Annotated in this window: 27 protein-coding genes; 17 read left to right on the plus strand and 10 right to left on the minus strand. The window is 64.3% G+C overall.

All coding sequences use genetic code 11. The features are described from left to right. Positions 1 to 144: 144 nt before the first annotated feature. The 3 genes from AUR64_RS15700 to AUR64_RS15710 are packed head-to-tail and all read left to right on the plus strand — an operon-like array spanning position 145 to position 3278. Positions 145 to 1410: a hypothetical protein gene (locus AUR64_RS15700; protein ID WP_155120631.1), complete on the plus strand. Its 1266-nt coding sequence runs from the start codon at positions 145 to 147 to the stop codon at positions 1408 to 1410. Positions 1411 to 1455: 45 nt separating this feature from the next. Beyond that, positions 1456 to 2505 (plus strand): mevalonate kinase, encoded by a 1050-nt coding sequence (gene mvk, locus AUR64_RS15705; RefSeq protein ID WP_058582906.1) that lies wholly within the window; start codon positions 1456 to 1458, stop codon positions 2503 to 2505. After that, entirely contained in the window at positions 2502 to 3278 is a 777-nt protein-coding gene (locus AUR64_RS15710) for an isopentenyl phosphate kinase (protein ID WP_058582907.1), read from the plus strand. The genes mvk and AUR64_RS15710 overlap by 4 nt, the downstream gene beginning before the upstream one ends. Before the next feature lie 97 nt (positions 3279 to 3375). Here AUR64_RS15710 and AUR64_RS21275 read toward each other — a convergent pair whose 3' ends face one another. The 3 genes from AUR64_RS21275 to AUR64_RS15725 all read right to left on the minus strand — a co-directional run bounded on the left by AUR64_RS21275 (position 3376) and on the right by AUR64_RS15725 (position 5338). After that, on the minus strand, positions 3376 to 3510 hold the full coding sequence (locus AUR64_RS21275; RefSeq protein WP_276203543.1) for a hypothetical protein: 135 nt from the start codon (positions 3508 to 3510) through the stop codon (positions 3376 to 3378). A gap of 73 nt (positions 3511 to 3583) precedes the next feature. Further along, positions 3584 to 4525 carry a DMT family transporter gene (locus AUR64_RS15720; protein WP_058582909.1) on the minus strand — a complete coding sequence of 314 codons (942 nt, stop codon included), beginning with the start codon at positions 4523 to 4525 and terminating at the stop codon, positions 3584 to 3586. Positions 4526 to 4546: 21 nt separating this feature from the next. Further along, on the minus strand, positions 4547 to 5338 hold the full coding sequence (locus AUR64_RS15725) for an MBL fold metallo-hydrolase (protein ID WP_058582910.1): 792 nt from the start codon (positions 5336 to 5338) through the stop codon (positions 4547 to 4549). Between the two features lie 182 nt (positions 5339 to 5520). Between AUR64_RS15725 and AUR64_RS15730 the strand changes: the two genes are divergently transcribed. After that, complete coding sequence (locus tag AUR64_RS15730; RefSeq protein ID WP_058582911.1) at positions 5521 to 8286, plus strand: ATP-dependent helicase; 2766 nt, start codon at positions 5521 to 5523, stop codon at positions 8284 to 8286. Positions 8287 to 8344: 58 nt separating this feature from the next. Here AUR64_RS15730 and AUR64_RS15735 read toward each other — a convergent pair whose 3' ends face one another. Further along, a complete protein-coding gene (locus tag AUR64_RS15735) occupies positions 8345 to 8851 on the minus strand; it encodes a DUF6789 family protein (protein WP_058582912.1) in 507 nt (168 codons plus the stop codon). A gap of 84 nt (positions 8852 to 8935) precedes the next feature. Next, a complete protein-coding gene (locus tag AUR64_RS15740; RefSeq protein ID WP_058582913.1) occupies positions 8936 to 11605 on the minus strand; it encodes an AAA domain-containing protein in 2670 nt (889 codons plus the stop codon). Between the two features lie 136 nt (positions 11606 to 11741). Here AUR64_RS15740 and AUR64_RS15745 point away from each other — a divergent pair, with 136 nt between their 5' ends. From AUR64_RS15745 to AUR64_RS15760, 4 genes are all read left to right on the plus strand, one after another. Further along, on the plus strand, positions 11742 to 12173 hold the full coding sequence (locus AUR64_RS15745; protein ID WP_058582914.1) for a hypothetical protein: 432 nt from the start codon (positions 11742 to 11744) through the stop codon (positions 12171 to 12173). Between the two features lie 55 nt (positions 12174 to 12228). Then, on the plus strand, positions 12229 to 12780 hold the full coding sequence (locus AUR64_RS15750) for a hypothetical protein (RefSeq protein ID WP_058582915.1): 552 nt from the start codon (positions 12229 to 12231) through the stop codon (positions 12778 to 12780). Between the two features lie 111 nt (positions 12781 to 12891). Continuing rightward, complete coding sequence (locus AUR64_RS15755; RefSeq protein ID WP_058582916.1) at positions 12892 to 13110, plus strand: hypothetical protein; 219 nt, start codon at positions 12892 to 12894, stop codon at positions 13108 to 13110. A 155-nt stretch (positions 13111 to 13265) separates the two neighbouring features. After that, positions 13266 to 13499, plus strand: a complete 234-nt coding sequence (locus AUR64_RS15760) for a hypothetical protein (RefSeq protein WP_058582917.1) — start codon at positions 13266 to 13268, stop codon at positions 13497 to 13499. A gap of 94 nt (positions 13500 to 13593) precedes the next feature. On the opposite strand, the gene AUR64_RS15765 is transcribed toward AUR64_RS15760, so the two are convergent. The 3 genes from AUR64_RS15765 to AUR64_RS15775 all read right to left on the minus strand — a co-directional run bounded on the left by AUR64_RS15765 (position 13594) and on the right by AUR64_RS15775 (position 17480). Continuing rightward, positions 13594 to 15822, minus strand: coding sequence for a glycoside hydrolase family 3 N-terminal domain-containing protein (locus tag AUR64_RS15765; RefSeq protein WP_058582918.1), 2229 nt, complete (start codon positions 15820 to 15822; stop codon positions 13594 to 13596). An 80-nt stretch (positions 15823 to 15902) separates the two neighbouring features. Continuing rightward, positions 15903 to 16859: a zinc-dependent metalloprotease gene (locus AUR64_RS15770; protein WP_058582919.1), complete on the minus strand. Its 957-nt coding sequence runs from the start codon at positions 16857 to 16859 to the stop codon at positions 15903 to 15905. A gap of 93 nt (positions 16860 to 16952) precedes the next feature. After that, positions 16953 to 17480: a hypothetical protein gene (locus AUR64_RS15775; RefSeq protein WP_058582920.1), complete on the minus strand. Its 528-nt coding sequence runs from the start codon at positions 17478 to 17480 to the stop codon at positions 16953 to 16955. Positions 17481 to 17620: 140 nt separating this feature from the next. Between AUR64_RS15775 and AUR64_RS15780 the strand changes: the two genes are divergently transcribed. The 3 genes from AUR64_RS15780 (at position 17621) to AUR64_RS15790 (ending at position 19929) form a co-directional block, all read left to right on the plus strand. Beyond that, positions 17621 to 18679 carry a M20/M25/M40 family metallo-hydrolase gene (locus tag AUR64_RS15780; RefSeq protein WP_058582921.1) on the plus strand — a complete coding sequence of 353 codons (1059 nt, stop codon included), beginning with the start codon at positions 17621 to 17623 and terminating at the stop codon, positions 18677 to 18679. Between the two features lie 216 nt (positions 18680 to 18895). Then, entirely contained in the window at positions 18896 to 19369 is a 474-nt protein-coding gene (locus tag AUR64_RS15785) for a hypothetical protein (RefSeq protein WP_058582922.1), read from the plus strand. Positions 19370 to 19440: 71 nt separating this feature from the next. Further along, entirely contained in the window at positions 19441 to 19929 is a 489-nt protein-coding gene (locus tag AUR64_RS15790) for a 50S ribosomal protein L11 (protein WP_058582923.1), read from the plus strand. Positions 19930 to 19964: 35 nt separating this feature from the next. On the opposite strand, the gene AUR64_RS15795 is transcribed toward AUR64_RS15790, so the two are convergent. Together AUR64_RS15795 and AUR64_RS15800 are read right to left on the minus strand one after the other, a co-directional pair. Further along, positions 19965 to 20744: a hypothetical protein gene (locus tag AUR64_RS15795; protein ID WP_058582924.1), complete on the minus strand. Its 780-nt coding sequence runs from the start codon at positions 20742 to 20744 to the stop codon at positions 19965 to 19967. Between the two features lie 70 nt (positions 20745 to 20814). Further along, positions 20815 to 21798: a DUF302 domain-containing protein gene (locus AUR64_RS15800; RefSeq protein WP_162265546.1), complete on the minus strand. Its 984-nt coding sequence runs from the start codon at positions 21796 to 21798 to the stop codon at positions 20815 to 20817. Positions 21799 to 22117: 319 nt separating this feature from the next. Between AUR64_RS15800 and AUR64_RS15805 the strand changes: the two genes are divergently transcribed. The 6 genes from AUR64_RS15805 to AUR64_RS15830 all read left to right on the plus strand — a co-directional run bounded on the left by AUR64_RS15805 (position 22118) and on the right by AUR64_RS15830 (position 26146). Continuing rightward, positions 22118 to 22759: a 50S ribosomal protein L1 gene (locus tag AUR64_RS15805; protein WP_058582926.1), complete on the plus strand. Its 642-nt coding sequence runs from the start codon at positions 22118 to 22120 to the stop codon at positions 22757 to 22759. Beyond that, a complete protein-coding gene (locus tag AUR64_RS15810; protein ID WP_058582927.1) occupies positions 22756 to 23802 on the plus strand; it encodes a 50S ribosomal protein L10 in 1047 nt (348 codons plus the stop codon). The genes AUR64_RS15805 and AUR64_RS15810 overlap by 4 nt, the downstream gene beginning before the upstream one ends. A 24-nt stretch (positions 23803 to 23826) precedes the next feature. After that, complete coding sequence (rpl12p, locus tag AUR64_RS15815) at positions 23827 to 24159, plus strand: 50S ribosomal protein P1 (protein WP_058582928.1); 333 nt, start codon at positions 23827 to 23829, stop codon at positions 24157 to 24159. 170 nt (positions 24160 to 24329) lie between these two features. Then, entirely contained in the window at positions 24330 to 25604 is a 1275-nt protein-coding gene (locus AUR64_RS15820) for a tripartite tricarboxylate transporter permease (protein ID WP_058582929.1), read from the plus strand. 92 nt (positions 25605 to 25696) lie between these two features. After that, a complete protein-coding gene (locus AUR64_RS15825; RefSeq protein WP_058582930.1) occupies positions 25697 to 25876 on the plus strand; it encodes an HVO_2753 family zinc finger protein in 180 nt (59 codons plus the stop codon). A 3-nt stretch (positions 25877 to 25879) separates the two neighbouring features. Next, entirely contained in the window at positions 25880 to 26146 is a 267-nt protein-coding gene (locus tag AUR64_RS15830) for an elongation factor 1-beta (RefSeq protein ID WP_058582931.1), read from the plus strand. The last annotated feature ends 212 nt before the right edge of the window (positions 26147 to 26358 follow it).

Genomic DNA, 26358 nt, shown 5'->3' on the forward strand with positions numbered 1-26358 from the left:
CGCGTGAGCAGGTCGACGGTGTGAGCGATGTCACTTACGGTCGCCTGCCAACGGTTGCTCGGGAGAGAACGGCGAGTACGCGGTGGTTACCGGCGCGGTAGCGGCCGTATACTCATACTCCGCAGTTCGTATTGAACGAACGACATGCGACGGCAACTCCTCGCTTGTGGACTTGCTCTCCTCTTGGTGCTGGCTGGCTGTACCGGTCAGTCGCCGACACTCGGAGACGACCCAACGACGACAGACGCAACCGCCGACCCGGCGACGACCGAAAACGCTCTCGCACTCGACGAAGTCGACTACCCCGCTGGCTTCGCCGCCGATGGAGTGACGAACGCGACGCTCGCGTTCGAGACCCACCGTGCGGCAGTGCAAGCCGACACGTCCCGCGAGACGTTCGTCTCGTCGACAGACAGCGAAAACACGTCGATGAGCGTCGAGAGTACGACAATCTCGAACGATAGCGCCACGCACACCACGATGGACGTGCAGGTCGACGACGGGGCCAGCGAAACGGACGTAGACAGCACGTTCGTCACAAGCGGGAATCAGAGCATCGAGACGTGGGAGCGCGGCCGGACGTTCGCCTACCGAACGAGCGCCGACGGCGAACAGTCGTTCGGCGTGACGCAGGGCGAGACGTTCGAGACGAATCTGGTGAAACTCACGACGACGCTCGTGAGTGACGTCCGCCTCGACACGTATCTCGACGCTGGGACGTACGAAGCGACTGAAGCGTACCGTGAAGGCGACCGGACGTACGTCGTCTACGAGGCGACCGAACTGAGTGAGACGGGAGCAGCGGCCGCTGCGAACGCCTCGGCGCTGAACGCGAGCGTCGACTCGTACGACGGCCGACTCGTCGTCGACGACCGAGGCGTCGTCCACGAGATGCGCGTCACCGTCACGCGAACCGTCGGTGAAACACAGTCCGAAGCGCGTATCCGGTACGAAGCGCAGGTCGGCGATGACGCCCCGTCGACGACGGCTCCGACGTGGCTCGACGAGGTGCCGGACGTACACGCCACCGTCGACGACGACGGCCAGTACGTCGCTATCGACCACGCCGGCGGCGACTCACTGCCCGCCGGCACGACGGTGACCGCGTTCGGGTCGGGGTTCTACGCCACGTCGTTGACTGAGTCGTTCGACCCCGACGAGACACTGTATCTCTGGGTCGGAAGCGAAGACGGCGAACCGACGATGCAGGCGACGCTCGACGCGCCGCCCGAAGACGTCGCCAAACCGATAGTGGCCCCGGACGGAAACGTCTCCATCCGCGCGAACGGCGGCAGCGTTTCCGTCGAACTGCTTCCAACGCCTGCCGGGGACAGCGGCGCTGACGCTGCGAGTGGTGATGCCGACGGAAGCGACGGCGACGGTGACGGTGGCGACGGTGACGACGCCTGACCCGATTCGCATATCCTTAAGCGGACCCTCTCTCTCTGTTCGCGCATGACTGTTTCGAGCGCCCCGGGCAAGGTGTATCTCTTCGGGGAGCACGCCGTCGTCTACGGCGAACCCGCCGTGCCCTGCGCCGTCGAGCGCCGGGCGACCGTCAGCGTCGAACCGCGCGAGGACGACCACATCCGGGTCGAGGCGCGGGATTTGAGCCTCGACGGCTTCACCGTCGAGTACGCCGGGTCGACCGGTGACCATCCGGACGTGAACGTTCCGACGCCGCTCGTCGAAGCCGCGATAGGGTACATCGACGCCGCCGTCGAGCAGGCACTGGACGCCGCCGGCGAAAGCGACGTCGGGTTCGACATCACCGTCGAGAGCGACATCCCCCTCGGGGCCGGACTCGGCTCCTCCGCGGCCGTCGTCGTCGCCGGCATCGACGCGGCGACGCGGGCGCTCGGCGTCGAACTCGACGCCGAGGAGATAGCCGACCGAGCCTATCGTGCGGAGTACGCCGTACAGGACGGCCAAGCCTCGCGTGCGGACACGTTCTGTTCGACGATGGGCGGGGCGGTCCGCGTCGAAGGCGACGACTGCCGGACGCTCGATACGCCGAACCTCCCGTTCGTCGTCGGCTTCGACGGCGGCGCAGGCGACACCGGCGCACTCGTCGCCGGCGTCCGCGACCTTCGTGAGCGCTACGGGTTCGCAGCCGACACCGTCGACACCATCGGCGACATCGTCCGCGAAGGGGAAGAACTCCTCTCGGAGGCCGACCCAGAGAGCGACCCCGACGAGTCGTTGCTCGTCGAACTCGGCAACCTGATGAACTTCAACCACGGGCTGTTGGAGGCGCTCGGGGTCTCCTCGCGGTCGCTCGACAACATGGTGTGGGCGGCCCGAACCGCCGGCGCACACGGCGCGAAACTGACCGGCGCGGGCGGTGGCGGTTGTATCGTCGCGCTCGACCCCACACCCGAAACACAGACGGGCCTCCGTTTCACGCCCGGTTGTGAGGACGTGTTCCGCGCGGAGTTGGCCACCGAAGGCGTCCGCGCCGAAGCCGAACACGACGATGCATCCACCGGGGAGACGGCCGAATGACGGTCGTTCTGAAACTCGGTGGGAGCGTCGTCACCGACAAAGACACGCCCGAGACCGTCGACGACGACGCGATCGACGCCGCCGTCGACGCCATTTCCGAATCGGGTGTCGAGAATCTCGTCGTCGTCCACGGCGGGGGAAGTTTCGGCCACCACCACGCCGCCAACTACGGGGTCAGCACGACCGAAGGAACCGACGACGCGGCGGGTGCACTCGCCATCCACGCGGCGATGAAGCGACTGAACGACGCCGTCGTCTCCAGACTTCAGTCACGCGACGTGCCGGCGCTGCCGGTCCATCCGTTGTCGGTCGCGGCGCGGCGAGACGCCGAAGGCGACGAGGTCGGCGAAACTGACGGGGCAGGCGCGTCGCTCTCGCTCCCGCTGGAGTCGACGAAGACGCTGCTCGGCGAGGGGTTCGTTCCGGTTCTCCACGGCGACGTCGTCGCGCACGCGGGCCGCGGCGTCACCGTCGTCTCCGGCGACGAACTCGTCGTCAGACTCGCCGCCGACCTTGACGCCGACCGGGTCGGCCTCTGTTCGACAGTGCCGGGCGTCTACGACGAAAACGAGACCGTCGTCGACGAGATTCGCTCGTTCGCGGACGTCGAATCGGCGCTCGGCGAGAGCGAATCGACGGACGTCACTGGAGGCATGGCCGCCAAAGTCCGAGCGCTGTTGGCGATGGACGCCCCGGCGCACGTGTTCGGCCCCGACGGTATCGGACCATTCTTAGCAGGAGCGTCGCCGGGGACGAAAATCGACGGTCGGTGAGCAAGGAACCAACCAGCCACGACACTGGCTGCGGCGCTACAGGCGGGTACAGGTGGAAAAAGCAGGGTTTCGAGCGAACGTCCCTACACGTCTTCGTTCAGGCTTCGAGTCCGAGTTTCACCAACTCCTCGTCGGTGTGTTCCTCGCGGAGTTCGTCTTCGTCGTGTTCGTCGAGCAACTCGCGGCGCTCGCTCTCTGTGAGTTCGTCGATGGTTGTGTAGTGGTGGCACATAGCACGAGGGGATTGGTCGCTGACGGGTAAGTGGGTTTCGTGCATCGGGCGGCGTGACACTCGTCGTCGAAAATCAGTCCGAGCGCGAATCGACCGGTTCGCCACGCTCTCGGTGTCGGGCAAGCGCCGCCACGATGCTGTCGGATTTCACCAGCAGGAACGCGACGAAAACACCGAAAAAGCCCACGACCGTCGTCTCGGCGAGCGACTCTTGGAGGACGAAGAAGCCGAACAGCGCCGCGAACGGTGGAATCGCGTACTCCAGCAACCCGGCTTGAATCGGGCCGATGCGGTCGAGCAGGCGGAAGTACGCGAAGAAACCCGCCGCACCGGGAATCAGCGCGAGGTAGACGAGCCATCCGAGCGCGTCGGTCGACGCCGAGGAGAGCGCGGCCGGAGTCAGCGACTCGCCCGGGAGCGCCAGCGTCGCAAGCGCGAGCAGTAGTGCGCCGACGAGAAGCGTCCACGCCTGCAACGAGACAGGCGAGAGCGTCGCGTCGTCCTCGCGGGTGAGGACGGCTCCGAGCACCCACGCGAGCGCGGAGGCGAGCACCAGTCCCGCGCCGACGCTCGCCGACAGGTCGGTGGGGTCTAACTGCGCCATGAGGACGACGCTCAGAAAGCCGACGAGGATGCCGACCGCACCCGTCACCGAGAGGCTGTCGTCGTGGTTCGAGAGGCGGGTGAAGATGGGGGTTGCGACCGGAACCAGTCCGAGCAGCGTCGCCGCGAGAGCCGCGGAGACGTACTGCTGGCCGGCGAACAGCAGCGCGTGGTGCAGGCCGATGTTGAACGCGCCACCGGCGAGAATTGGCAGCCAGTCGCCACGGCCGCTCGGTATCCAGCGTTTCCGGGCGGCGAAGACGACGGCGAACAGCGCGAGCGCCGCCAACGAGAAGCGGAGTGCGGCGAGCGTCACCGGCGGGAACGAGTCGAGCGCCGCCTTCGTGGCGACGAACGCCGTCCCCCAGACGGCCGCGATTCCGACGAACAACGCGGCGTCGCTTCGACTCACTGCCTGAGCTATCGTGGGCCGCTACTCAGGGGTTTCGAATCGAAGTCCGTCGCGGGCGAGTCGCACCTCGCCGTCGAAGTGGGCTTCGACGCTGTCGAGCATCTCGCGGTGTTTGCCTTCGGTGTGCGGGTAGAGGTGCGTCAGGTAGAGTCGGTCGACGTCGCATCCCGAGAGCGCCTCACCGAGTTGCGTCGGCGTCGGGTGGTTCGACACGTCGATTTCGTCGGGAAACGAGCAGTCGTGTGCGAGAACGGCGGAGCCGTCGGCGAAGTTGGCGAGGCCCTCGAACGCCTCCGAGTCGCCGGAGAAGGTGAACGCGTCGCCGAAGCGGTAGGCGAGACACGGCATGGAGTGACGCGTCTCGTAGGCTTCGACGGCGTAGCCGGCGACCTCGAACGGTTCGTTCGCGGTCACCTCACGGACACTCAGTTCGACTCTGTCCTGTAGATAGTCGTGAATCGACAGCAGGTCGTCGAGAAGCGATTTCGTCCCGGTGGGACCGACGACTTCGAGGTGGTCCTCTCCGGCCAGCCAGCGCGCCTTCAGCAGCGCGAGGAGGTCCGAGACGTGGTCGAGGTGGTGGTGGGTGAGAAGGACGCTGGCGACGCCCTCGTAGCCCACGTCGGTCTGGCTGAGGCGGTGGAGGACACCCGAACCGCAGTCGACAAGTAGTGGGCGTCTGTCGTCGTTTTCGTCGGTTTCACTGTCTTGGTCGTGTCCGTCGCCCCCGCTGCTCGGTTCGAGTAGGAGGCCGGTCTGGACGCGGTCGGGCAGCGGCATCGCGCTGCCGGTTCCGAGAAACGTGACGTGCATACAGGGAGAATCGGCGGGCGACGGGTTGGTAGTTTTGGTGACTGTAGTCGGGTCGTCGTCGGTAGTCGTTCGGCGCGTCGGTAGTTGTTGGTCACCACCGAACGGTGGGTCGACCCAAAATCCGACCGACGGCAGTATCGTCCAGCACAACCGACTTACCCGCTCGGTACGCAGAGAAATCAATGAGTGGCCGGGAGTTGCTGGCGGCGTCGGACGTCGATTTCGACCCGGAGACGGCGACCATCGAAGACGAGTCCGTTCTCGACTTGCTGGAACCGTCGGTTCGAGAGTGGTGGGTCGACGAGTTCGGCGCGTACGTCCCCGGCAACGGCGGCTTCTTCACCCCGCCACAGCGCGAGGCGGTGCCGTTCATCCACGAGCGAAAGAACGCGCTCATCTGCGCGCCGACGGGGTCGGGCAAGACGCTCGCCTCTTTCACCGCCATCATCAACGAACTGTTCCGCCGCGACAGGGAACTGACCGACGGGTTGGAGAACTCGGTGTACTGTCTGTACGTCTCGCCGCTGAAGTCGCTCGCCAACGACATCCACCGGAATCTGGCACTCCCGCTCGACGGCATCTCCGAGCGAATGGCCGACCGGGGCGTCGACACCGAGATTCGCCACGCCATCCGCCACGGCGACACCGAGTCGTCCGAGCGACAGAAGATGTTGGAGGAGACGCCACACATCCTCAACACCACGCCGGAGACGCTGGCGATTCTTCTGAACTCGCCGAAGTTCAAGCAGAAATTAGAGACTGTGGAGTACGTCGTCGTCGACGAGATTCACAGTCTCGCCGAGAACAAACGGGGAACCCATCTGTCCGTCTCCCTCGAACGCTTGGAGACGATGACCGAGTCGTCGCCGACGCGAATCGGCTGTTCGGCCACCGTCGAACCGCTGTCGACGATGGCGGAGTATCTCGTCGGCGAGGAAGACGGCGAGACCCGCGAGTACGAACTCGTCGACACGCGGTTCGTCCGCGAGTTCGACATCCGACTGGAGTGTCCGACCGACGACCTCATCGACACGCCGCGACAGGTGGTCCAAGAGCGTTTCTACGACCGCCTGCACGAACTCGTCGCCTCGCACACGAACACGCTCGTCTTCACGAACACCCGGTCGGGTGCCGAGCGGGTGTTACAGAACCTCCGGGAAACCTTCCCCGAGACGTTCGACGAGTCGAACTCCGGGTGTCACCACGGGTCGCTCTCGAAGGAGCGCCGCCACGAGATAGAGCGGCAGTTGAAAGCCGGCGAGTTGGACGTGGTGACGACGTCGACCAGCCTCGAACTCGGCATCGACATGCCGCACATCGACCTCGTCGTGCAGGTCGGGTCGCCGAAATCCGTCGCCTCGCTTCTGCAGCGAATCGGCCGCGCGGGACACAGACTCGGCGAGACAGTACAGGGCCGTGTGGTCGCCTTGGACCGCGACGAACTCGTCGAATGTGCGGTGATGCTCAAAAAAGCAGAGGAGGGATTCGTCGACCGTGTGTTCGTTCCCGAGAACGCCTACGACGTGGCGAGTCAGCAGGTGTACGGGATGGCGATAAACGGCGTCAAACGCGAAACGGACGTGAAAGCGACGCTCCGCCGAGCCTACCCCTATCGGGACTTCTCCGACGAGGAGTGGGAACGGCTGCTGGCGTATCTCACCGCCGACTACGAGGGCTTAGAGGAGAAGAACGTCTACGCGAAGATTTGGCGCGACACCAACGACGCTCCCGACGGCGAGTACCACTACGACGAGTTCGACGTGGGCGAACCGCTCGTCGGCAAGCGCGGGCGGTTGGCGCGCGTCATCTACATGACCAACATCGGCACCATCCCCGACTCCTTTACCTGCGACGTGTACGTCCGCGGAAGCAACGAATGGGTCGGCAATCTCGACGAGAACTACCTCGACACGCTCGAAAAGGGTGACGTGTTCGTTCTCGGCGGGTCGAACTTCGAGTTCAGCTACCGTCGCGGGTCGAAAGTGTACGTCGACCCCACGTCGTCGCGGCCGACGGTCCCCTCGTGGTTCTCCGAACGCCTCCCGCTGTCGTACGACCTCGGCCGCGAGATTCTCGACTTTCAGGGCGAACTGCTCGACCGACTGGCGAGCGGCGGTCGACCCGGCGTTCGGACGTGGCTCCGCGAGTTCCCGATGGACGAAAACAGCGTTCGCGCCGTCGCGCGGATGTTCGACGAACAGGTCCGCTACGCCGGGTCGGAGACGGTCAGCACGGAGTCACAACTGGCCGTCGAGGAAGTGTTGGACCGAGACGAGTACCGCCGCAACTTCTACGTCCACTCCAACTATGGTCGCAAGTTCAACGACGGCCTCTCGCGGTTGGTCGCCGCTCGCTGCGCTCGGCGCTCGAACACGAACGTCAAAGTCGCCGTCGCCGACAACGGGTTCACTATCTCGATGCCGCTGAACAGGAAGGTCGACGTCGCGGACGTGCTTCGGTCGTTAGAACCCGGAAACGTCCGCGAGGAACTTCGCCGTGCGCTCACCGGAACCGACCTCCTCAAGCGATACTTCCGCATCAACGCGACGCGGTCGTTGATGATTCTGAAGCGATACAAGGGCTACGAGAAGACCGCCGCCCAACAGCAGGTGTCCTCGGAGATGCTCTTGTCGTTCGCCCGCGACCTCGACGAGTTCGCGGTGATGGAGGAGACGTATCGGGAGATAATCGAGGACAAACTCAACGTCGCAGGGATAGTCGAGGTGCTAGGTGGGGTGCAGGAAGGCGACGTGACGGTCACCCACCGCGAACTGTACTCGCCGTCGCCGCGGGCGTTCGGTCTGGCGACGCTGATGGCGAGCGACGTGGTGCTGGCCGACGACGAGTCGGCGGTGCTCAAGGAGTTCCACGCCCGCGTTCTCGACGAACTCGGTGAGGACGACGCGGCCGACGCGCTCTGGTCTGACGTGACGAGTACGGACGACTGAGACCGGTTCGCCGGAAAGAAAAGTAAAGTATCAGAGACGACGCACCGACGCGCCGTCGTTAGACGTCGTACTGCGGAATCGCCGCGTAGCGGTCGTACAGCAGGCCGAGCACGTAGCCGTACGCCCAGTGGGCGACGAGCGTGATGACGAGATACCCCGCCAGCGCCGTCCCGGTCTGTTGGGTGTAGAAGGCGATGATGAAACCCGTCCAGACGATGGTGGCGTACGTGACGCCGCGGCGGGCGAGCGTCGACCCCGGCAGGAACACCGCCAGCGAGACGAAAAGCAGCGGCAGCGACGTCATCCCACCGGCGATGAAGATGAACGACCCGATGGCGAAGCTATCGCCGAGCATGACGATTTCCGCCAACCCCGCGAACGCCGACGGACTGAGCACGCCGAGTAGAATCCCGACGACCAGTATCGGCGTCATCGCTATCATCCCGCCTAACCCGGCCCCGGCGGCGACGGTGACCATGTCGAGGCTCAGCCCAGCCTCTTGGTCGGACGTCTCCTGGGTTACGCCGGTGTCTGACATCGTCGGATTGTTCGGACCGTTCGACATAGGTCGGTAGTAGGATGCGCGAAGCAAAAGCGTTCTCGCGGTTTCAAACGAAACTGAGTGTCAGTTTCGGCGATAGCCGTCGGCTCACCGCGCCCAGTCGAGCATCCGGGTGTAGAACGCATCCGACTCCAGTGCCGTCGCGTCGCCGACGAGAACGAGCGATTTTTTCGCCCGTGTCAGCGCGACGTTCACACGCCGATAATCCTCGAACAGCGGGCCGTCCAACTCGCCGGTAGCGACGAAGGAGACGACGATGACCTCCTTGCTCGACCCCTGAAACCGGTCGACAGTGTCGACGGTCACGTCGAGGCGTCTCGTGAGTTCGGCGACCTGTGCGCGAAACGGCGCGATGACGCCGATGTCCTCGGAAGCGACGCCCGCCGCCTCGAAGGAGGCGACTACCTCCGCGACTCGGTCGGCTTCGATGGGGTTGGCGTTGCCCTCCCGTCGGCCACCGGGGTCGACGAAAGAGACGCCGCCGCGGAGTTCTTTCGGTAACTTCGACTCGTCGACGCCCGACAGGTGGGAGAGTCGCTGGGCGGCCACCTCGCCCGTCGCCGGGCGGAGTTGGCCGTCGTAGAACTCAGTAGAGGAGAACGCTTGAATCCGCTGGGCCATCCGGTACTGGCGGTCCAGCATCACCGACGCTTCGGGGTAAGCGTCGATGAGGCGCTCGAACAGGGATTTCTGGAGGTCGTTTTCGGCCCGAACGACGGGAGGTAGCTGCTCGTGGTCGCCGACGAGAACGAACCGCTCGGCGAGGTTCAGTGCCGCCAGCGTTCCGGGTTCGGTCAGTTGCGACGCCTCGTCGACGAGGGCGACGTCGAACGCCTGTTCGCGGAGGATACGCGAGCCACAGGAGGCCGTCGTCGCGGCGACGACACTCGCACCAGTGAGTTCCGCCGCGCGGTCGTTCGGGTCGCCGTCGCGGACGAGACGGAGGTCCTGCATGTCGTCGCGGACGCCGTTTTCGGTTCCTACTCTCGCAATATCTTCGAACCCTTGGTCGCGCAGCGCTTCGAGCGCGTTGTCGACGGCGCGGTTCGTAAACGCCGTGAGGAGGACCGTGTCGCCTTGTTCGACCAGCGCACGAATCGTCCGCGCGATGGTGTACGTTTTTCCAGTGCCGGGTGGTCCGTGAACGAGCGCACAGTCTTCGGCGTTGACTGCCAGATTGACCGCCGCGTTCTGTGCCTCGTTGTTGTCGATATAGGTCGTGTTCTCGTCTCGGAACTCTGGCTCTCGGCGGCCGAACAGCACGTCTTTTCGCTCTTCGTCGCCCTTCAGTAGCGCGTCGTGCAACGCGGTGAGCATCCGGTCGACGGAGAGGTCCGAGGGGTAGACGTCGAGTCGGCAGAGGTCGACCGGTTCGTCGGTGGTGACGACGACTTCCTCGCCCAACGTCTGGATGCGACAGAGTTCGGCGTGGCCCGACACCGGGTTGCCATCCGATGCGAGCGCAACGTCGCCCTCGCGGAGTTTCGAGACGGCGTCGTCGGTTTTCTTCGCGCGGAGTTCCCAGCGCCCGCCCGGGAGTTCGTCTCGACTCAGCGGTTCGAGGCCGATAACCGCTCTGTCGTCGTCGGCCCGCTCTTCGGCCGTTTGTTCCCACAGTTTTCGGTACTCGGTGTGCGTTTCGCGGCGTTCTGCTTCGATTGCAGCGTAAAAACGCTCGAAGTACGCTAGTTCGTCGTCGGGGAGCGCGTTGCCGATTTGGCCGGCTTTCGAGCGCTGATTCAGGCGGCCGGAGACGACCATGCAAGTGTCCTGTTCAAAACAGTACTGACATTTCGCGTCGGCTTCGAACCCCGTCGGCACGTCGCCGTGGTACTCCATCGCCGCGATTTCGTTGCGGGTGCGGACGACGAAATCGAGGAGGCCCTTGCCGATGGAGAAGTCCTTGGCGGGCGAGAGGTCGCCCGTCTCCTCCGAGCGGTCGAGTGCCGTGTTCTTCGTGTAGAGGAGCGTCCCGGTATCGACGGGGACGCCGCGTTCTTCGAGCAGGAGCGCATAACACGCCGCCTGAATCTTGTCTTGGAATCGGGGGTCCCGCCGGAGGTTCTTGCCCGTTTTGAGTTCGACGGGCGACCCGCGACGAAGCGCGTCGGCGCGACCTTTCACGCCGAAGGTGGGGCTGATGAGCGTGTATTCGGAGCGCCACTCGTCTTCGTCGGTGAGCGTTCCCTGTGCCAACCAGCCTTCGATGGCGGCGGCGTTTCGTCGGACTTCGTCTTCGACTTCCGTGCGCTCGCGACCGAGCAACCCGAGTTGGAGGCCCGCTTCACCGACTCGGTCCGAGATAGCCTCGTCGAGGTCACAGCCGCGAAGCAGGTCGCCGAACACCTCGTGGACGATAGTCCCCTTGACGACGGGGTAGTTGAGCGGAATCCCCGAGAGTTTGTTCAGGTAGTACATTCGCGGGCACTGCACCCACGAGCGGATGTCGGTCACGTTGACGAGGAAACCGGGTTCGAGGACGACGTAGGAGTCCGACCCGGTCGTGTAGCTCACTTCGCCCTGAAACTCGTTGGGTTCGGCCTCCGTCAGCAGGAGTTCCATCCCCTCGTCGGCGTGGTCGGCGGTGTGGGTCCACTTGCCCCACAGCGTCACCGTCACCGACTCGTCGCCCTCCAGCAACTGCTCGGCGTTCTCGCCGGTCGGTCGAACCGAGATATCGGCGACGTTGCGTTCGCCGTACTTCGTCTCGACCGTTCGGGGACCGTCGACGGCGACGATTTGACCGCGTACGTTCACTACGAGGCTCTGTGCCCCGAGTCTGAAAAACACTGTCGGTCAGAGAGAACGACGAAGATGGCGGCACGTCGGCGGGCCGACGCAAACCGGAGTAGCGAAGGAGACGGCGTCCCGAGTACGTGTATGAGTGACGGCTATGAGTGATGTACCGCGCACCGACGAGGAAGCGGCGTCGGCAGAAACGCCGGAGACGACCGAGAAGACCGAATCGACGGCCGCCGAAGCAACGGACGAGAACAACAGCGATTCGACGTTCGGTCGCACGTGGCGACTGCTCCTGCTGGCGATGCTCGGATTCGTCTTTGCGACGACGGTGTTGCAGTTTCAGGTCGAAGGGGTGAGCGCGCTCCCCGAAATCTTCGTGAGCCTCTACGTCGTCACCGTCGTCGGGTACGGCGTCGTCACCGACTCGATGGACACCCGTCGGTTCCGCATCGCACTGTACGCCGGAGCCGTCGCGTGGGGCGGAGTCCGACTGGCCAACGGCGACACCAGTCTCGTCACCTACGCGCTTCTCGGCTTCGGGGCGTTCCTTCTGACGCGGGAACTGACGTTCACCGACACCTGAGCGCACCGAACTGTCCGACCGACAGACTCATTCGGACTGCACGCCAACGCGGCCCATGCGTGTCAGAGCGTGGCAAGACATCCTCGACGAGGTGACCGGCGACAGCACCGACGCCGACGACTGGCGAGCGGTCGCCGGCCATCGCCGCGAGGGCGTCGGCGAGGACCTCGTGCTCGGCCACCCGACCCGCGGCGTCTACTTTCTGAAGACGTACGCGAAGAACCCCTACGAACTCCGCGGCGTCGGCACACAGGTCGCTCGCCGCGTCGACGACGGTCTCGAACCGTTGTTGCCCAATCGTGAACACACCGGCCGCTTCGCGGTCCAGAACCCACCCGGAGACGAGAAACAGGCGAAGACGATGGCAAAGCGCGTCCAAGAGGCGGTTCGAGTCCACGGCGAGACGCCGACGACTCCGGACGACTTCTTCACCGACCTGATGGAGGCGCTCGACAGTCCTGCCTTCGGCCCCATGGAGTTCGACCCCGAACAGCGACCCGACTCCCTCGACGGTCTCGCCGACGAGTTCGAGGAAGCCGAACGCCTGCTCGACGCCGAACTCGACGACCTCGTCGACGAAGACGAAGTCGGTCGCGGCTTCCAGTGAGCGGTGACCGGGGGCGGTAAACAGCGTTAAGGCGACGCCGTGCACTCTCCCGGACATGAACGTCTGCGACGCGGCATCCACAACCGGCGGTTTCGGGGGCGAACGCGACTGATGGTCGGTCCCAGTCTCTCCGACGACGAGCGAGATGCCGCCTCGCTCCGTCTGAAGCTGTTTTTCGTCGTCCTCGTCGGCGCGTCCGGCGGTCTCATCTCCTTACAGGTCGACCCGACGCCCGTCGAACTCGCGCTCTCGGTTCTGGGTGGACTGCTCCTCGGGTGGGTGTTGCTCGTGTTTCTCGTCCGGTCGTTCAGAGAAGACCCGCGGAGATAATCTCTCAATGCATCGTCAAAATCTGAACGACATGCGGACCAGTCAGATGAACAGCTACCGAAGATTTAGACAGACAATCTGTGATGACACGAAATCGGTGGTACCAACGCAATTCCACCGTCAGTTATCAATATTCGTGTGAATTTTATCTCTATATGGACCCGGTTGAAAGAGCTAAAGCACTTGCCGGAGGTATTGGATTACTCACGGCTGGCCTCATGCTCTTTCCTTGTGTTGTGAGGCTTGGAGAGACTGATTTCGATATGCAAGCGTGTGCCCTCCCTGTTATTCCACAACTCGCAGTTCCCAACATCCGTTTGGTGCTGGTTCTGGCTTTGCTTTTCAGCGCGGTTGCTGTGGTGTCTTGGATAGACGACGGGAAGTTCTGAATGCCACTTGTACTGCAACACTTTCTTTGGAAGAGTTAGCACCTCCAGTTGGAGTCGTCCAACTGTGACGTGCAGTCTGGCGTTTTAGTGACGATTACCCTGTGACCTCGAACGACGCGCCGTCGTCGCCGACGAACACCCGGTACTCTCCTGTTTCGACGACGTGACCCTCACCGGGTTTGTAGAAGCCGAACTCCTCGGTCGGAATCGACACCGTCACTGATTCGGATTCGCCGGGGGCGACCGACACCTGTTCGAAGCCGACCAGCCAGCGCTCGGGGCGGACCCGCGAACTCACCGCTTGGTGACCGTACACCTGCACGGTCTCGGTACCCGGCCTATCGCCGGTGTTCGAGACGGTTACCGTCACGTCGACCCGCTCGTTTTCGTTCACACTGACCTCGTCGCCGTCGACGGTGAGGTCGTCGTACTCGAACGTCGTGTAACTCAGTCCGTGGCCGAACTCGTACAGCGGCGCGTACGACGACGGGTGTTCGTCGTCGCCGATTGGTCGCGGATGGGCGAGGTGGTCGTGGTGCTGGGGGAGGTCGCCCGCCGACCGCGGAACCGAGATGGGGAGTCGTCCCCGCGGGTCGTTCTCGCCGAACAGCGTTTCGGCGACGGCGCGGCCACCTTCGGTGCCGGGGTAGTACGCCATCAAGAGAGCCGACGCGTTGCGGTCCAGCCAATTGACGGCGAGTGGCCGGCCGGTGACGAGGACGCCGACGATGGGTGTCCCCGTTTCGTGGATGCGGCGGGCGAGTTCGCGCTGGGCCTCTGACAACCTGAGTTCCGAGCGCGTGGGCCACTCACCGGTCTCGACGCCCGCCTGTTCGGCCGGGCCGAACTCGTGGAGATACCAGCCTTCGCCGAGTGCCAGTACGGCTACGTCAGCTTCTGCGGCTTTCTCGACGGCGGCGTTCACGTCGAGCGTCTCGTTGAGCGTCGCACCCTGTTCGTAGCTGATGGTCGCGTCGGTGTCGTCGCCGTCGGCGTGAGTCCGAAGCGCCTCCAGAATCGTCTCACCGGCGGCATCGTCGGCGTCGAGGACACTCCACCCGCCGAGTTGGTGGACAATGTCGTCGGCGTTCGGCCCGCCCACAAAGATATTCTCGTCGCCCGACAGCGGGAGGACACCGTCGTTTTTGAGCAAGGTCATGCTGGCACGAGCGGCCTCACGAGCAACCTCGCGGTGGTCGTCGGTGCCGACCGACTCGCTCGCCGCGTCGGCATCGACGTAGGGGTCTTCGAAGAGACCGAGTTCGAACTTTCGTTCGAGCACGCGGCGGACGCTCACGTCGAGCGTCTCCTCGTCGAGTTCGCCGCTTTCGACCACGTCAACGAGATGCTCGGCGTGTTCGACGCTGCCGACGGAGGCCACGTCGAGGCCGGCGACGTGCGCCTGTCGGACGGCGTCGCGCTGGTCTCTTGCTGTTTTGTGGTCGTCTGCGAGTTGCCGGACGCCGTTCCAGTCGGAGACGACGTGGCCGTCGAAACCCAACTCCTCGCGGAGCAGGTCGACGAGAACGCGTCGAGAGCTATGAGATGGCTCGCCGTTGACCGAGTTGTAACTCGGCATCACGGAGTCGACGTCCGCCGCGAGCGCATCCTCGAACGGCCGGACGAACGTGTTTCGGAGTTTGTACTCGGAGACGTCGACGGGCGAGGCGTCCTCGCCGCGTTCGGGTTCGCTGTAGGCGGGGAAATGTTTCGCCGTGGCGAGAACGGGGTCGTCCCCCTTCTGATAGCCGCGGATTTTCGCCGCGGCCATCGCCGCACAGAGCAGCGGACTCTCGCCGAACGTCTCGAAGGTGCGACCCCATCGGGGTTCGCGCGCCACGTCGCAGGTCGGCGAGTAGTTCTGCTGTGCGCCGGTCCGCCGCATCTCTCTCGCCGTGATTTCCGCGCCGTCTTCGATTAGCTGGGAGTCCCACGTCGCCGCCGCGCCGAGGCCGTTCGGGAAGACGGTCGTCTCCGCGACGTAGGCGTGGCCGTGGACGGCGTCGGCGTTCAACAGCAGCGGAATTCCGAGTCGTGTCTCCTCGCGGGCGACGCGCTGGAGGTCGTTGGCGATGGTGGCGACGTCTTCGGGCTTCGTCGCCAGCGGCGCAGCCCAGCCGAACGGCGTCGCACTCCCCAAGTAGTGGTCGCGGACCGCGTCGGCGACGTTCTCGAACGTCTGTTCGGCGCGGAGGTGACCGCCCCACGTCCCCACGAGTTGGCCGGTTTTCTCCTCGACGGTCATCCGGTCGAGGAGGTCCGAGACACGTTCGGCGGTAGCGAGGTCCGGTCGGCGATACGGCGGCGTCTCGTCGTCACTCATGGATGACAGTACTGGAGAGAGTGTGAAGAACGTTCAGGCGACGGTGATTCGAGACCGACCCCTGAGATGGCGAACGGTCGCTACGCGTCGACGCGTGCCAGCCACAGACCGGGGTCGTCGAGTTCATCTTCCGTCGGGAGGTTGTCCGGTTGCTCCCAGACTTTGCTCGCGGCGGCGACGCCGCGGACCTCGGCGACGGACTCGAAGAAGCGCGCGCCACGTTCGTACTGGCGGCGTTTGAGGCCCAGTCCGAGAAGACGGCGAGCGAGTTGCGCGAGCGGTCCGCCGCCGCGACGACGCGCGTCGAGTTTTCGGCGGAGGTCCTCGTAGTCGTCGTCGAACGCGCGGTCCATCAGCAGTTCCGCGTAGCCTTCGACGGCCGTCATCGCCGTGTCGAGTTCGCGGAACGCGTCGCGGTCGATGCTGCCCTCGGTGAGCGCGTCGACGCCGCGTTCCATCCGTGATTCGAGGTGACCCGAGAGCCACGGAGCCGCGCCGAACTCGGCGGCGTGCGAGACTTCGTGAAACGCAATCCAGCGGCGGAAGCGCGGGTAGTCGACGTTCAACTGGTCGGCGACTCGCCGGATGTTGGGGTGGACGAAGTAGAGGCCGTGGTCGTCGTCGCCCTCGGCCAAGAGCAGCGGGTCGTACTGCCCGAGGACGTTGCTGCCGAGAAACGAGAGCATGAACGCCATCGTCCCGGTGTTGACGGTGCGGGCGACGCCGGGAAAGATGCCGTCGGCGCGGTCTTCGAGCGGCCGCATCACGCGCTCGAAGGTGCGGATGTTGGCGTCTATCCAGTGGTGGCGGTTCTGGACTTCGATGGCGTCGGGAAGTTCGAACTCGACGTCGCCGACGGTTCGGAGACGGGTGCGAGCGTCGCGCACGTCGGCGGCGTACCCCGCCCGTTCTTCGGGTGAAAGGTCGAGGCTACCGGGGTCGGTGGCGGCCTTGGCCGCGTCGCCGACGGCGTCCCAGTCGATGACGCCGGTTCCGGACGCGCCCGCGACCGCACGGACGCTACGGTAGAGATTCATACAGCTACTCTGTGGGCACGGCAGAAAACGCTTCGTGTGAGGCGGGTGGGTGGTGCTGCCGCGATTGGGACCCTCGCGGCGGTGACTCCCGCGTTACGCCTCGTCGCTGAGTTCGTCCAGTTCTTCGAGTTCGTCGAACCCGGCGTCGCCGCCCATCAGGCTCTTTGCGACGGCTGCGATGACGACGACCAACACGAGCGCGAGCAGGAGTTTGCCGCCGTTGCCGCCGTTGCCGCCGTCGCTGTCGCTTTCCTCCTCGTCTGTCTCGGCGTCGTACTCGTCGTCGATGCTCTCGACGTCCTCGTCTCGGGCTTTGCGCTCGCGGTTCTCCACGTCGGCGGACGTCTCTATCTGGTCGACGCCGGTGTCGTCGCTGTCGTCCTCGCTGCTGGCGTCGCTTTCGCTCTCACTGGCAGTGGTCCCGCCGTCGCTCGTCGCGCGTTTCGAACCGCGTTTGCCGAGCAGTTTCGAGACTTTCCCCTTCGTCTCGACTGCCTTGGGTTGGTCGTCGGTGTCGCCGTCGGCGTCTTCTTTCTCGCCGGCGAACATCGGGGCGGTGTTCGTCGGGCTGAAACTGAAGCCGTCGTGCAGGTGAACCTCGAACAGTGTGAAGTCTGCCATGACTGTGGATAGTCCGACGAGGACGAACTTAGACGTTGTGGCGGCGTGTGCACGCTATGCGACCTGTACGTCCGGAACGTCGTCAGCGAAGCGAGCGCAGACATCGTCGCATTCATGCTCGACGTGTGTGATCGACGACCATGGACGCCTCCCAGCGAGAGTTTCTCGACGACCTGCTGACGACCCCGAGCCCCTCCGGCTACGAGACGCGCGGCCAGCGCGTCTGGGTCGACTACGTGCGCGAGTTCGCCGACGACGTTCGGACCGACGCCTACGGCAACGCCGTGGCAGTCCACGACGGCTCCGGCGACGGCCCCGAACTCGCCTTCGCGGGCCACGCCGACGAAATCGGCTACATCGTCCGCCGCATCGACGACGACGGCTTCGTCCGCATCGGCAGTATCGGCGGCGCGGACCGGACCGTCTCGAAGGGCCAGCACGTGACGATTCACGCCGACGAACCCGTTGCGGGCGTCGTCGGCCAGACGGCGATTCACCTGCGCGAGGACGACGACGAGTTCGAGAATATCGAAGAGCAACACGTCGACGTCGGCGCGGCGAGCAGAGACGAGGCGGAGTCGCTCGTCGAAGTCGGCGACCCGGTCACCGTCTCCTCCACACTCGAAGACCTCTACGGTACGCGCGTCGCCGCCCGCGGGATGGACAACCGCGTCGGCACGTGGTGTGCCGCCGAAGGGCTTCGACTCGCAGTCGAGGCAGACGTCGATGCCACTGTCTACGCCGTCAGCACCGTCCAAGAGGAGGTCGGTCTACGTGGTGCGCGGATGGTTGGTTTCGACCTCGCGCCGGACGCCGTCGTCGCCGTCGACGTGGGCCACGCCACCGACTCGCCGGACGTGAAGAGCGAGCACAGAAACGGCGTTTCGCTCGGCGGCGGCCCGGTCGTCTCCCGCGGCAGTACGAACCACCCGGTTCTCGTCGACTTCGCACGACGGACGGCCGAGGAGGCCGACATCGAAGTGCAGTTGGAGGCAACGGGGAGTGCGACCGGCACCGACGCCGACGCGTTCTTCACCCAACGCGGCGGGGTGCCGTCGCTGAACGTCAGCGTCCCGAACCGCTACATGCACACGCCGGTCGAAGTCGTCGACACCGACGACTTGGAGGATATCGCGGCGCTGTTCGGCGCGATGGCCGAACGCGTGGGCGACGTGGAGTCGTTCAGCGTCGACATCTGAAGCGGATGGTTCGTTTCTCACAGAAAACTTATTACACAAATCGATAATTGGCAGACGTTACGCACCTCGGTGCTGACAGTCGGCCCTCCACACGTCGGCACCTTCTTCGGGGACGGTTCGGTGAGTCGGGCGTCTCCTCAGAGGAAATGATTTTACAGAATCCACTAATGTAAACTCGTTTAATATTTGTATTCTCGCCAGTCTACTCCCGAGAGAATGACCGAGACGAAGGACACAGATGAGTGGGGTGAGGCTTGGGCACTTATATATACTCTTGGGCTACCCACTGCCCTCCTCATGCTATATCGGACTTTCTTCACGGATAGGGGCGGTCAATCACTGGTTGAAGCCATCGGAACACTATCGTTAGAGGGAACAATCTGGCTTGGGTTGGTGATACTTGGAACACAGATTTATCGTATCCTCCTCACGCCACTTGTAGTAGGTATAATACCAGTCAATTCCGAGGAACAGGCAAGAGGGTTTGTTACAGGAGTTATCCTTTATCTTGTTGGAATATTCATGCTAAGTGATATTGAATGGCAACTGTTCGTGCTAACACTAAGTTTCACCATTGCCTTTTTAGTTCAGATAAGGAATGAGTCTGGGATTTCAAAAATCCTACCAATCACATACGCGGTTTTCTTTGGGATTATCACGCTCGCCGTGCCGATTGTTACCCTTCTCTGAAGGGTGTTACAGAATCTCAGTGCTGAGCATCAAAGACAATCGTTAAAAGTCGTCGCAGAAATACTCCGAACATGGCTGGAACTATCGAAGTGCTCGTCCCCGGCGGGCAGGCCAACCCCGGACCGCCGCTCGGCCCGGAACTCGGCCCGACGCCGGTGGACGTGCAGGCCGTCGTACAGGAAATCAACGAACAGACCGACGCGTTCGACGGCATGGAAGTCCCCGTCACCGTCGAGTACGAGGACGACGGCTCGTTCGAAATCTCCGTCGGTGTGCCGCCGACGACGGCGCTCATCAAAGACGAGGCAGGCTTCGACTCCGGCAGCGGTACGCCGCAGTCCGAGTTCGTCGCCGACCTCTCCGTCGAGCAGGTCAAGAAGATTGCCGAGCAGAAGAGCACGGACCTTCTGGCCTACGACGTGAAGAACGCCGCCAAGGAAGTCGGCGGCACCTGCGTCACCCTCGGTGTCACCATCGAAGGCGAGAACGCCCGCACGTTCAAGCAGCGCGTCGACTCCGGCGAGTACGACGACGTGCTCGCTGAAGAACAGACCGCGTAGACGGCGTAGTTCCACTTCACGCCCTTTTCACGGAGCTAAAGAAACAGCAACAGCGTCGCGTAGCCCGCCGCACCGACGGCGAACGCGGCGAAGTCGCTTTGCTGCTGGTCGGGAAGTTCCTCTTTGACGACGTTGAGCACGACGGCCCCCGCGAGAAACGCAAACAGCAGCGCGAGGTCCACCTCGGAGATGGCGAGTAGTTCGCCGAGCGTCCACCCGCCGACCACCGCGGCCGCGAGGACCCACCGACCGTAGCGGTGGTACGGCCGTTCGTGGAGGCGACGAAAGCCGGCGTCGGTGACGAGGAAGTGAAACCCCATCGCCAGAAAATAAAACAGCAGATTCCACAGACCGGTGTCGATTCGGTGAACCAGCAGGTAGCCGATGACGACGTTGTAGAGGGTGAACGAGGCCAGATGTACCTTGAACACCCAGTCACCGTCGTCGCTTTTGTCGTCTTCCTCGCCTTCGTCGACCTCCTCGTCTGTTGTTTCGCCGTCGGTGTCGCTGGAGTCCTGTTGTCGGCGCTCTCCGAGGCGTTCGAGACCGTAGAACGTGGCGAACCCGCCGAGTGCGACCAGATAGGCGTGATGTTCGAGAAACGGGAGCAGCGCGAGACGCGACCCACTGAGCGTCTCCTGTTCGGCGCTCAGTTCGGGAAGAATGTGGATGAAGACGTACGCGAGCGACGCGCCGCCAGCGAGCGAAATCCAGACGCGCCGCGGAACGACCAGCGTCGCTCTGAGTCGCTCGGCTTCGAGGTGGACTGCGGCGAGCGCGACGGCGAGTACGAGCGTCCACGGCGACGAGAACATCGAGCCAAAGAGAGGGGTTCGAGCCGAAAAGGCGCGATGCTTGTTTTTCGAAGTGACGCGCAGGATGGCGCTACGCGGACCCACCCGTCGCCAGTCCGGCGAGCGCCTGCGCAATCTGGTCGAGCGTCTCCGCCTGTCCGGTGATGCCGTGACGGGTTGCGAGGTAGTTCGGCCGGTTGTAGCCGACGTGGACCGCGCCGACGGCGTCCTCCCAGACGAGCAGTTTCTGCGGGAGGTCGATACCGACGGTTTGGGCCTCCTGCATGAGTCCCGTTCCGACCGCCGGGTTCCCGAAGACGAGAAGCGTCGTCGGCCGGAGGTCGAGCCCTTCGTCGGCGGCGCTCTGGGCGTGGTCGACGGTTGTCACGAGCGTGAACGGCCCCTCGTCGATGGCGGCCGTCAGCCGTTCGACGGTCGCCTCGAACTCGTCGTCGCTCTCGACGGTTTCGAGGCCGGGGACGACGCGTTCACCTCGGAGGACGGCGGTGAGGCTGTGGTCGCCACTCTCGAACGTCCCGGTGTCGGAATCGAGGAGAACGCCGTCCGACAGCGAGAGCGCGAATCCGGCGTCTGAGAGTTCGTAGACGACGAGCGACAGCGTTTGGACGCAGTCGTCGCCAACCGAGAACGTCACCGACACCGTGCCGTCGGACTCGATGCGGATTGGGTCGCTGTCGACGCAGTCGGCGACCCGCGAGTCGAGCGACGGGCCGTCGCCGTCGGCGAGAACCGGACGGTTCGTCGTCCCGACGACGTACTTGACGACTCGGCGCTGGATGCCAATCGTTCCGGACGCGCCTTCCGACTGCGGCGGCGGCCCGGCGACGAGGGCGGCGACGTACCGACTCGTCGACGACGCCTCTCCGCTACCGCCGTTGACCGTCTGCGCACTGGTCGTCGTTCCGGTCGCCGCGAGGCCGGCTATCGCTGCGCCCCCACCGAGCAGTCGAAGGTAGTTTCGACGGTCGGTTCCAGAGTCGGCGGTCTGTCCGGCGTGGTCGGCGTCAGCGGCTCTGTGGGGGTGCTCGTTCGTCGACGTGTCGTCACTCGTCATCGTACTGAATTGCACGGAAAACACGAACATAAGTTCTGGCCGCAGAGTCTCCGAAACACCGGCATTCGTTACTTTCCGTAGTACAGTGTGTTCTGACTGATAGTAACGTGGAAAACATCGACGGAACGTCGACTCGTCGTGGCCCCGTTCGGGCCGCACAGACGGCTCTAAACCGCCGCTATCGACTGCGAACGCCTCACATGCGTCGGCTTTCGCTTCGACGCTTTTAAGTCCGCCATGACCCACCTTCCGATGAGACAGGCAGACGCCTGTTTCACTGACCCGTAGGAGCAATTCCTGCGTACTACGGAGGTGAATAATGGCAGACGACTCTATCGTACAAGCGGTCTCTCGCGCGCTCGACGAGGCACCGGCTCGCAACTTCAGCGAGACGGTCGACCTTGCCGTGAACCTGCGCGACTTAGACCTCAACGACCCATCGAATCGTGTCGACGAGAGTATCGTCCTTCCGTCCGGAACCGGCCAGGATACCCAGATTGTGGTGTTCGCCACGGGAGAGACGGCACTCCGCGCCGAGGACGTCGCAGACGACGTCCTCGACGGAAACGACCTCGAAGAGCTCGGTGACGACTCCGACGCCGCCAAGGACTTGGCGGACGAGACGGACTTCTTCGTCGCCGAAGCCAACATGATGCAGGACATCGGTCGCTACCTCGGTACCGTACTCGGTCCCCGAGGGAAGATGCCGACGCCGCTGCAGCCCGACGACGACGTTGTCGAGGTCGTCAACCGAATGAAGAACACGGTCCAGCTTCGAAGCCGTGACCGACGCACGTTCCACACGCGCGTCGGCGCAGACTCCATGTCCGCCGACGAAATCGCGGACAACATCGACGTTATCGTGCGTCGTCTCGAAGCCGACCTCGAAAAAGGCCCGCTGAACATCGACAGCATCTACGTGAAGACCACTATGGGCCCATCCGTGGAGGTGGCCGGATGAGCGAGAGCGAATCCGTCCGCAAAACGGAGACCATCCCACAGTGGAAGCAAGACGAAGTCGACGAACTCGTCGACTTCGTCGAGAACTTCGCGTCCGTCGGTGTCGTCGGCGTCACCGGCATTCCCAGCCGCCAGCTACAGAACATGCGGCGGGAACTGCACGGTAGCGCCACCGTGCGGATGAGCCGCAACACGCTGCTCGTCCGCGCGCTCGAAGAAGTCGACAGCGGCTACGAGGACCTCGTCGACCACATCGACGGACAGGTCGCGCTCGTCGGCACGAACGACAACCCGTTCGGGCTGTACAAACAGCTCGAAGCGTCGAAGACGCCCGCACCCATCAACGCGGGCGAAATCGCGCCCAACGACATCGTCATCCCCGAGGGTGACACCGGTGTCGACCCGGGTCCGTTCGTCGGCGAACTCCAGCAGGTGGGCGCGCAAGCGCGCATCATGGACGGCTCCATCAAGGTGACCGAGGACTCCACCGTCCTCGAAGCCGGTGAAGAGGTCAGCGTCGACCTCGCAAACGTCCTGAGCGAACTCGGCATCGAGCCGAAGGAAGTGGGTCTGGACCTGCGTGCCGTCTACTCCGAGGGCACGCTGTTCGACCCCGAGGACCTCGACATCGACGTCGACGAGTACCGCGCGGACATTCAGTCCGCCGTCTCGGCGGCGACGAACCTCTCGGTCAACGCCGTCTTCCCGACGACGCAGACCGCGCCGACGCTCATCGCCAAGGCGACGGGCGAGGCGAAGGCGCTCGGTCTCGCCGCCGCCATCGAGGACCCGGAGTTCATGCCGGACCTCGTTGCGAAAGCGGACGCACAGCTCCGCGCGCTCGCGGCGCAAATCGACGACGAAGAGGCGCTCCCGGAGGAGCTTCGTGGCGTGCAAGCGCCCGCAGCACCCGCCGAGGAGTCCGAGGAATCGACTGACGAAGAAGACGCAGACGCCGAACAGGCGGCCGAGGAAGACGCTGACGCTGACGACGACGATGACGACGAAGACAGCGGCGACGCGCTCGGCGCGATGTTCGGATAATCAACACTAACGGAGAACACAACAATGGAATACGTTTACGCAGCTCTCATCCTGAACGAAACGGGCGAAGAAATCAACGAGGACAACGTCACCGCGGTGCTCGAAGCCGCTGGCGTCGACGTCGAGGAATCCCGCGTCAAGGCGCTCGTCGCCGCGCTGGAGGACGTCGACATCGAAGAGGCCATCGAGACGGCCGCCGCGGCACCCGCCGCAGCGCCCGCCGGTGGCTCCGCCGACAGCGAAGAACTCGACACCGTCGACGAGGACGAGGCCGACGAAGCAGAGGCCGAAGCCGAAGACGACGACGAGGAAGACGACGGCGACTCCGGCGAAGGTCTCGGCAACCTGTTCGGCTAATCCGGGCACGTCAGCCGACTCCGCCGCCTCGTTTCGACGACTACATCCCGCGTTTTTTTGCGAACTCGCCCGGCGAGCGGTGGCGCTGTCTGGTGTCAGTCCCGACGCTGCGGGCACACCGATTGGTCGACGCGACCGTTTAAACGCGAAGACGCACCCAACTCGTCGAGATGGACTCGCTCGCGTTCGAACTCCCGCTTTCGGTTCGCCCGACGTTCGCGCTCGCGCCGACGACGGAGTTGCTGCTTTTCGTCGCCTGCGGCGTCTCTCTCGGAACCATCAGTGGACTCGTGCCGGGCGTCCACGCGAACAACTTCGCACTCTTGCTCGCCGCAGTCGGCCCGACGTTGCCCGGGTCGCAGACCGCCGTCGGAGCGGCGATACTCGCCGCGGGCGTCGTCCACACCTTTCTCGACGTAGTGCCGGCGCTCGCACTGGGTGTTCCCGACGCGGCGATGGCGGCGACGGCGCTTCCGGGCCATCGACTCGTCGTCGCCGGGCGGGGTCGGGAAGCACTCAGGCTGTCGGCGCTCGGGAGTCTGTTGGCCGTCGCGCTCGCGGTGCCGCTCGCGCTGCCGGTGACGTGGCTGATGACCGACGCGTATCCGCTTCTACGACAGTATCTCCCACTCGTCCTCGTAGCTGTCGTACTCCTGTTGCTTGCCACCGAGGGGACGCGGCGTGCTGCGTTGGCAGGGGCGTTCTGTTTCGCGCTGGCGACGCTGCTCGGCGTATCGACGCTCGATTTGGACCCCGACGCACCGCTGGCACTCGGTGGGATGCTCGCACCGCTGTTCTCGGGGTTGTTCGGCGCGCCGGTGCTGTTGGACGCGTTCGACGGGGCGGGTGTCCCGCCGCAGGACGACGCGACGCTCGCGCTCTCCGGTCGGGAAATCGGGTGGACTGCCGGGGCCGGCTCTGTCGCTGGCGCGTTCGTCGGCTACTTACCGGGCGTCTCCGCAGCCGTGGCGTCGGTGCTCTCGCTCCCGCTGGTTCCGGATATCGACGGCGAAGGCGCACGCGAGTTCCTCGTCGCATCGAGCGGCGCCAACACGTCGAACACCGTCTTCGCTCTGTTCGCACTCGTCACACTCGGGACGCCGCGGACCGGCGTGATGGTGGCGCTCGAAAACGGTGGTGGCGGTGCTGGTTCCGGCGCGTTGCCCGCGTTGTTGACGACGACAGTCGTCGCCGCGCTCGCCGGGTTCGTCCTCGTCGTTGTCGTCGGCGACAGCTATCTGCGGGTCGTCGGGCGAGCGAACTACGCCGTCGTCTCCACGGCGATACTCGTTCTTCTGGTCGTGCTCTCGTGGCTGTTCGCCGGCGTCGTCGGTGTCGGGGTGTTTCTCGTCGCGTCGGTCGTCGGCCTCGTTCCGGTTCGGTTGCGGACGCGGCGCGTTCATCTGATGGGCGTACTCGTCGGCCCGTTGATTCTGGGAGTCTGAGTCGCATACACACGGCCGCTTGCGGCGTCTCGTCCGCGGCGAGACGGGAGTGAAAGACAACGATTAAAAGTCGTCGCCGGGTTTGTCTGAGTATGAGCCAATCGGAACAGCGACAGGAGCGCCAGTGTGTCTCCTGTGGCATCAACATCGCTGGGATGAGCGCGGCGTCGTTCAAGTGCCCGGACTGCGGACTGACCATCTACCGATGCGCGAAGTGCCGCAAACAGAGCAACCTCTACGAGTGTCCGGACTGCGGATTCATGGGGCCGTAAACAATGGGGAAAGTCGCAGCCAAGATGAAGGTCATGCCGCAGAGCCCCGAAATCGACCTCGACGAACTGCAGGAACGTCTCGAAGAGTCGCTCCCCGAGGGCGGTAAAATCAACGGCTTCGAGCGCGACGAAGTCGCTTTCGGTCTCGTCGCCCTTCTGCCGACGGTCATCGTCCCCGACGACGCCGGTGGCACGGAAGCCATCGAGGAAGCGTTCACCAACGTCGACGGCGTCGAGAGCGTCGCCGTCGAGAACGTCGGTCGCATCTAACGCACCTTCTCAACGGGGTCCTCGCGCCGCTTCGCAGCACTCGACCCCCGCAAAAAATCTGTCTTCACGAACGAAGTGAGTGAAGTCTGCGGAAGTCTCCGACTTCCGTGACGCGACAAACGCGAAGCGTTTGTCAGTGGCTCGTCAGAGCTGAACTCTGACGGTGCATCAAAAAGGCCGCTCGCTCGACCTGACGGCCTCGATCGCGGCAC

The sequence above is a fragment of the Haloprofundus marisrubri genome, assembly GCF_001469955.1.
In the GTDB taxonomy this organism is placed as follows: Archaea; Halobacteriota; Halobacteria; order Halobacteriales; family Haloferacaceae; genus Haloprofundus; species Haloprofundus marisrubri.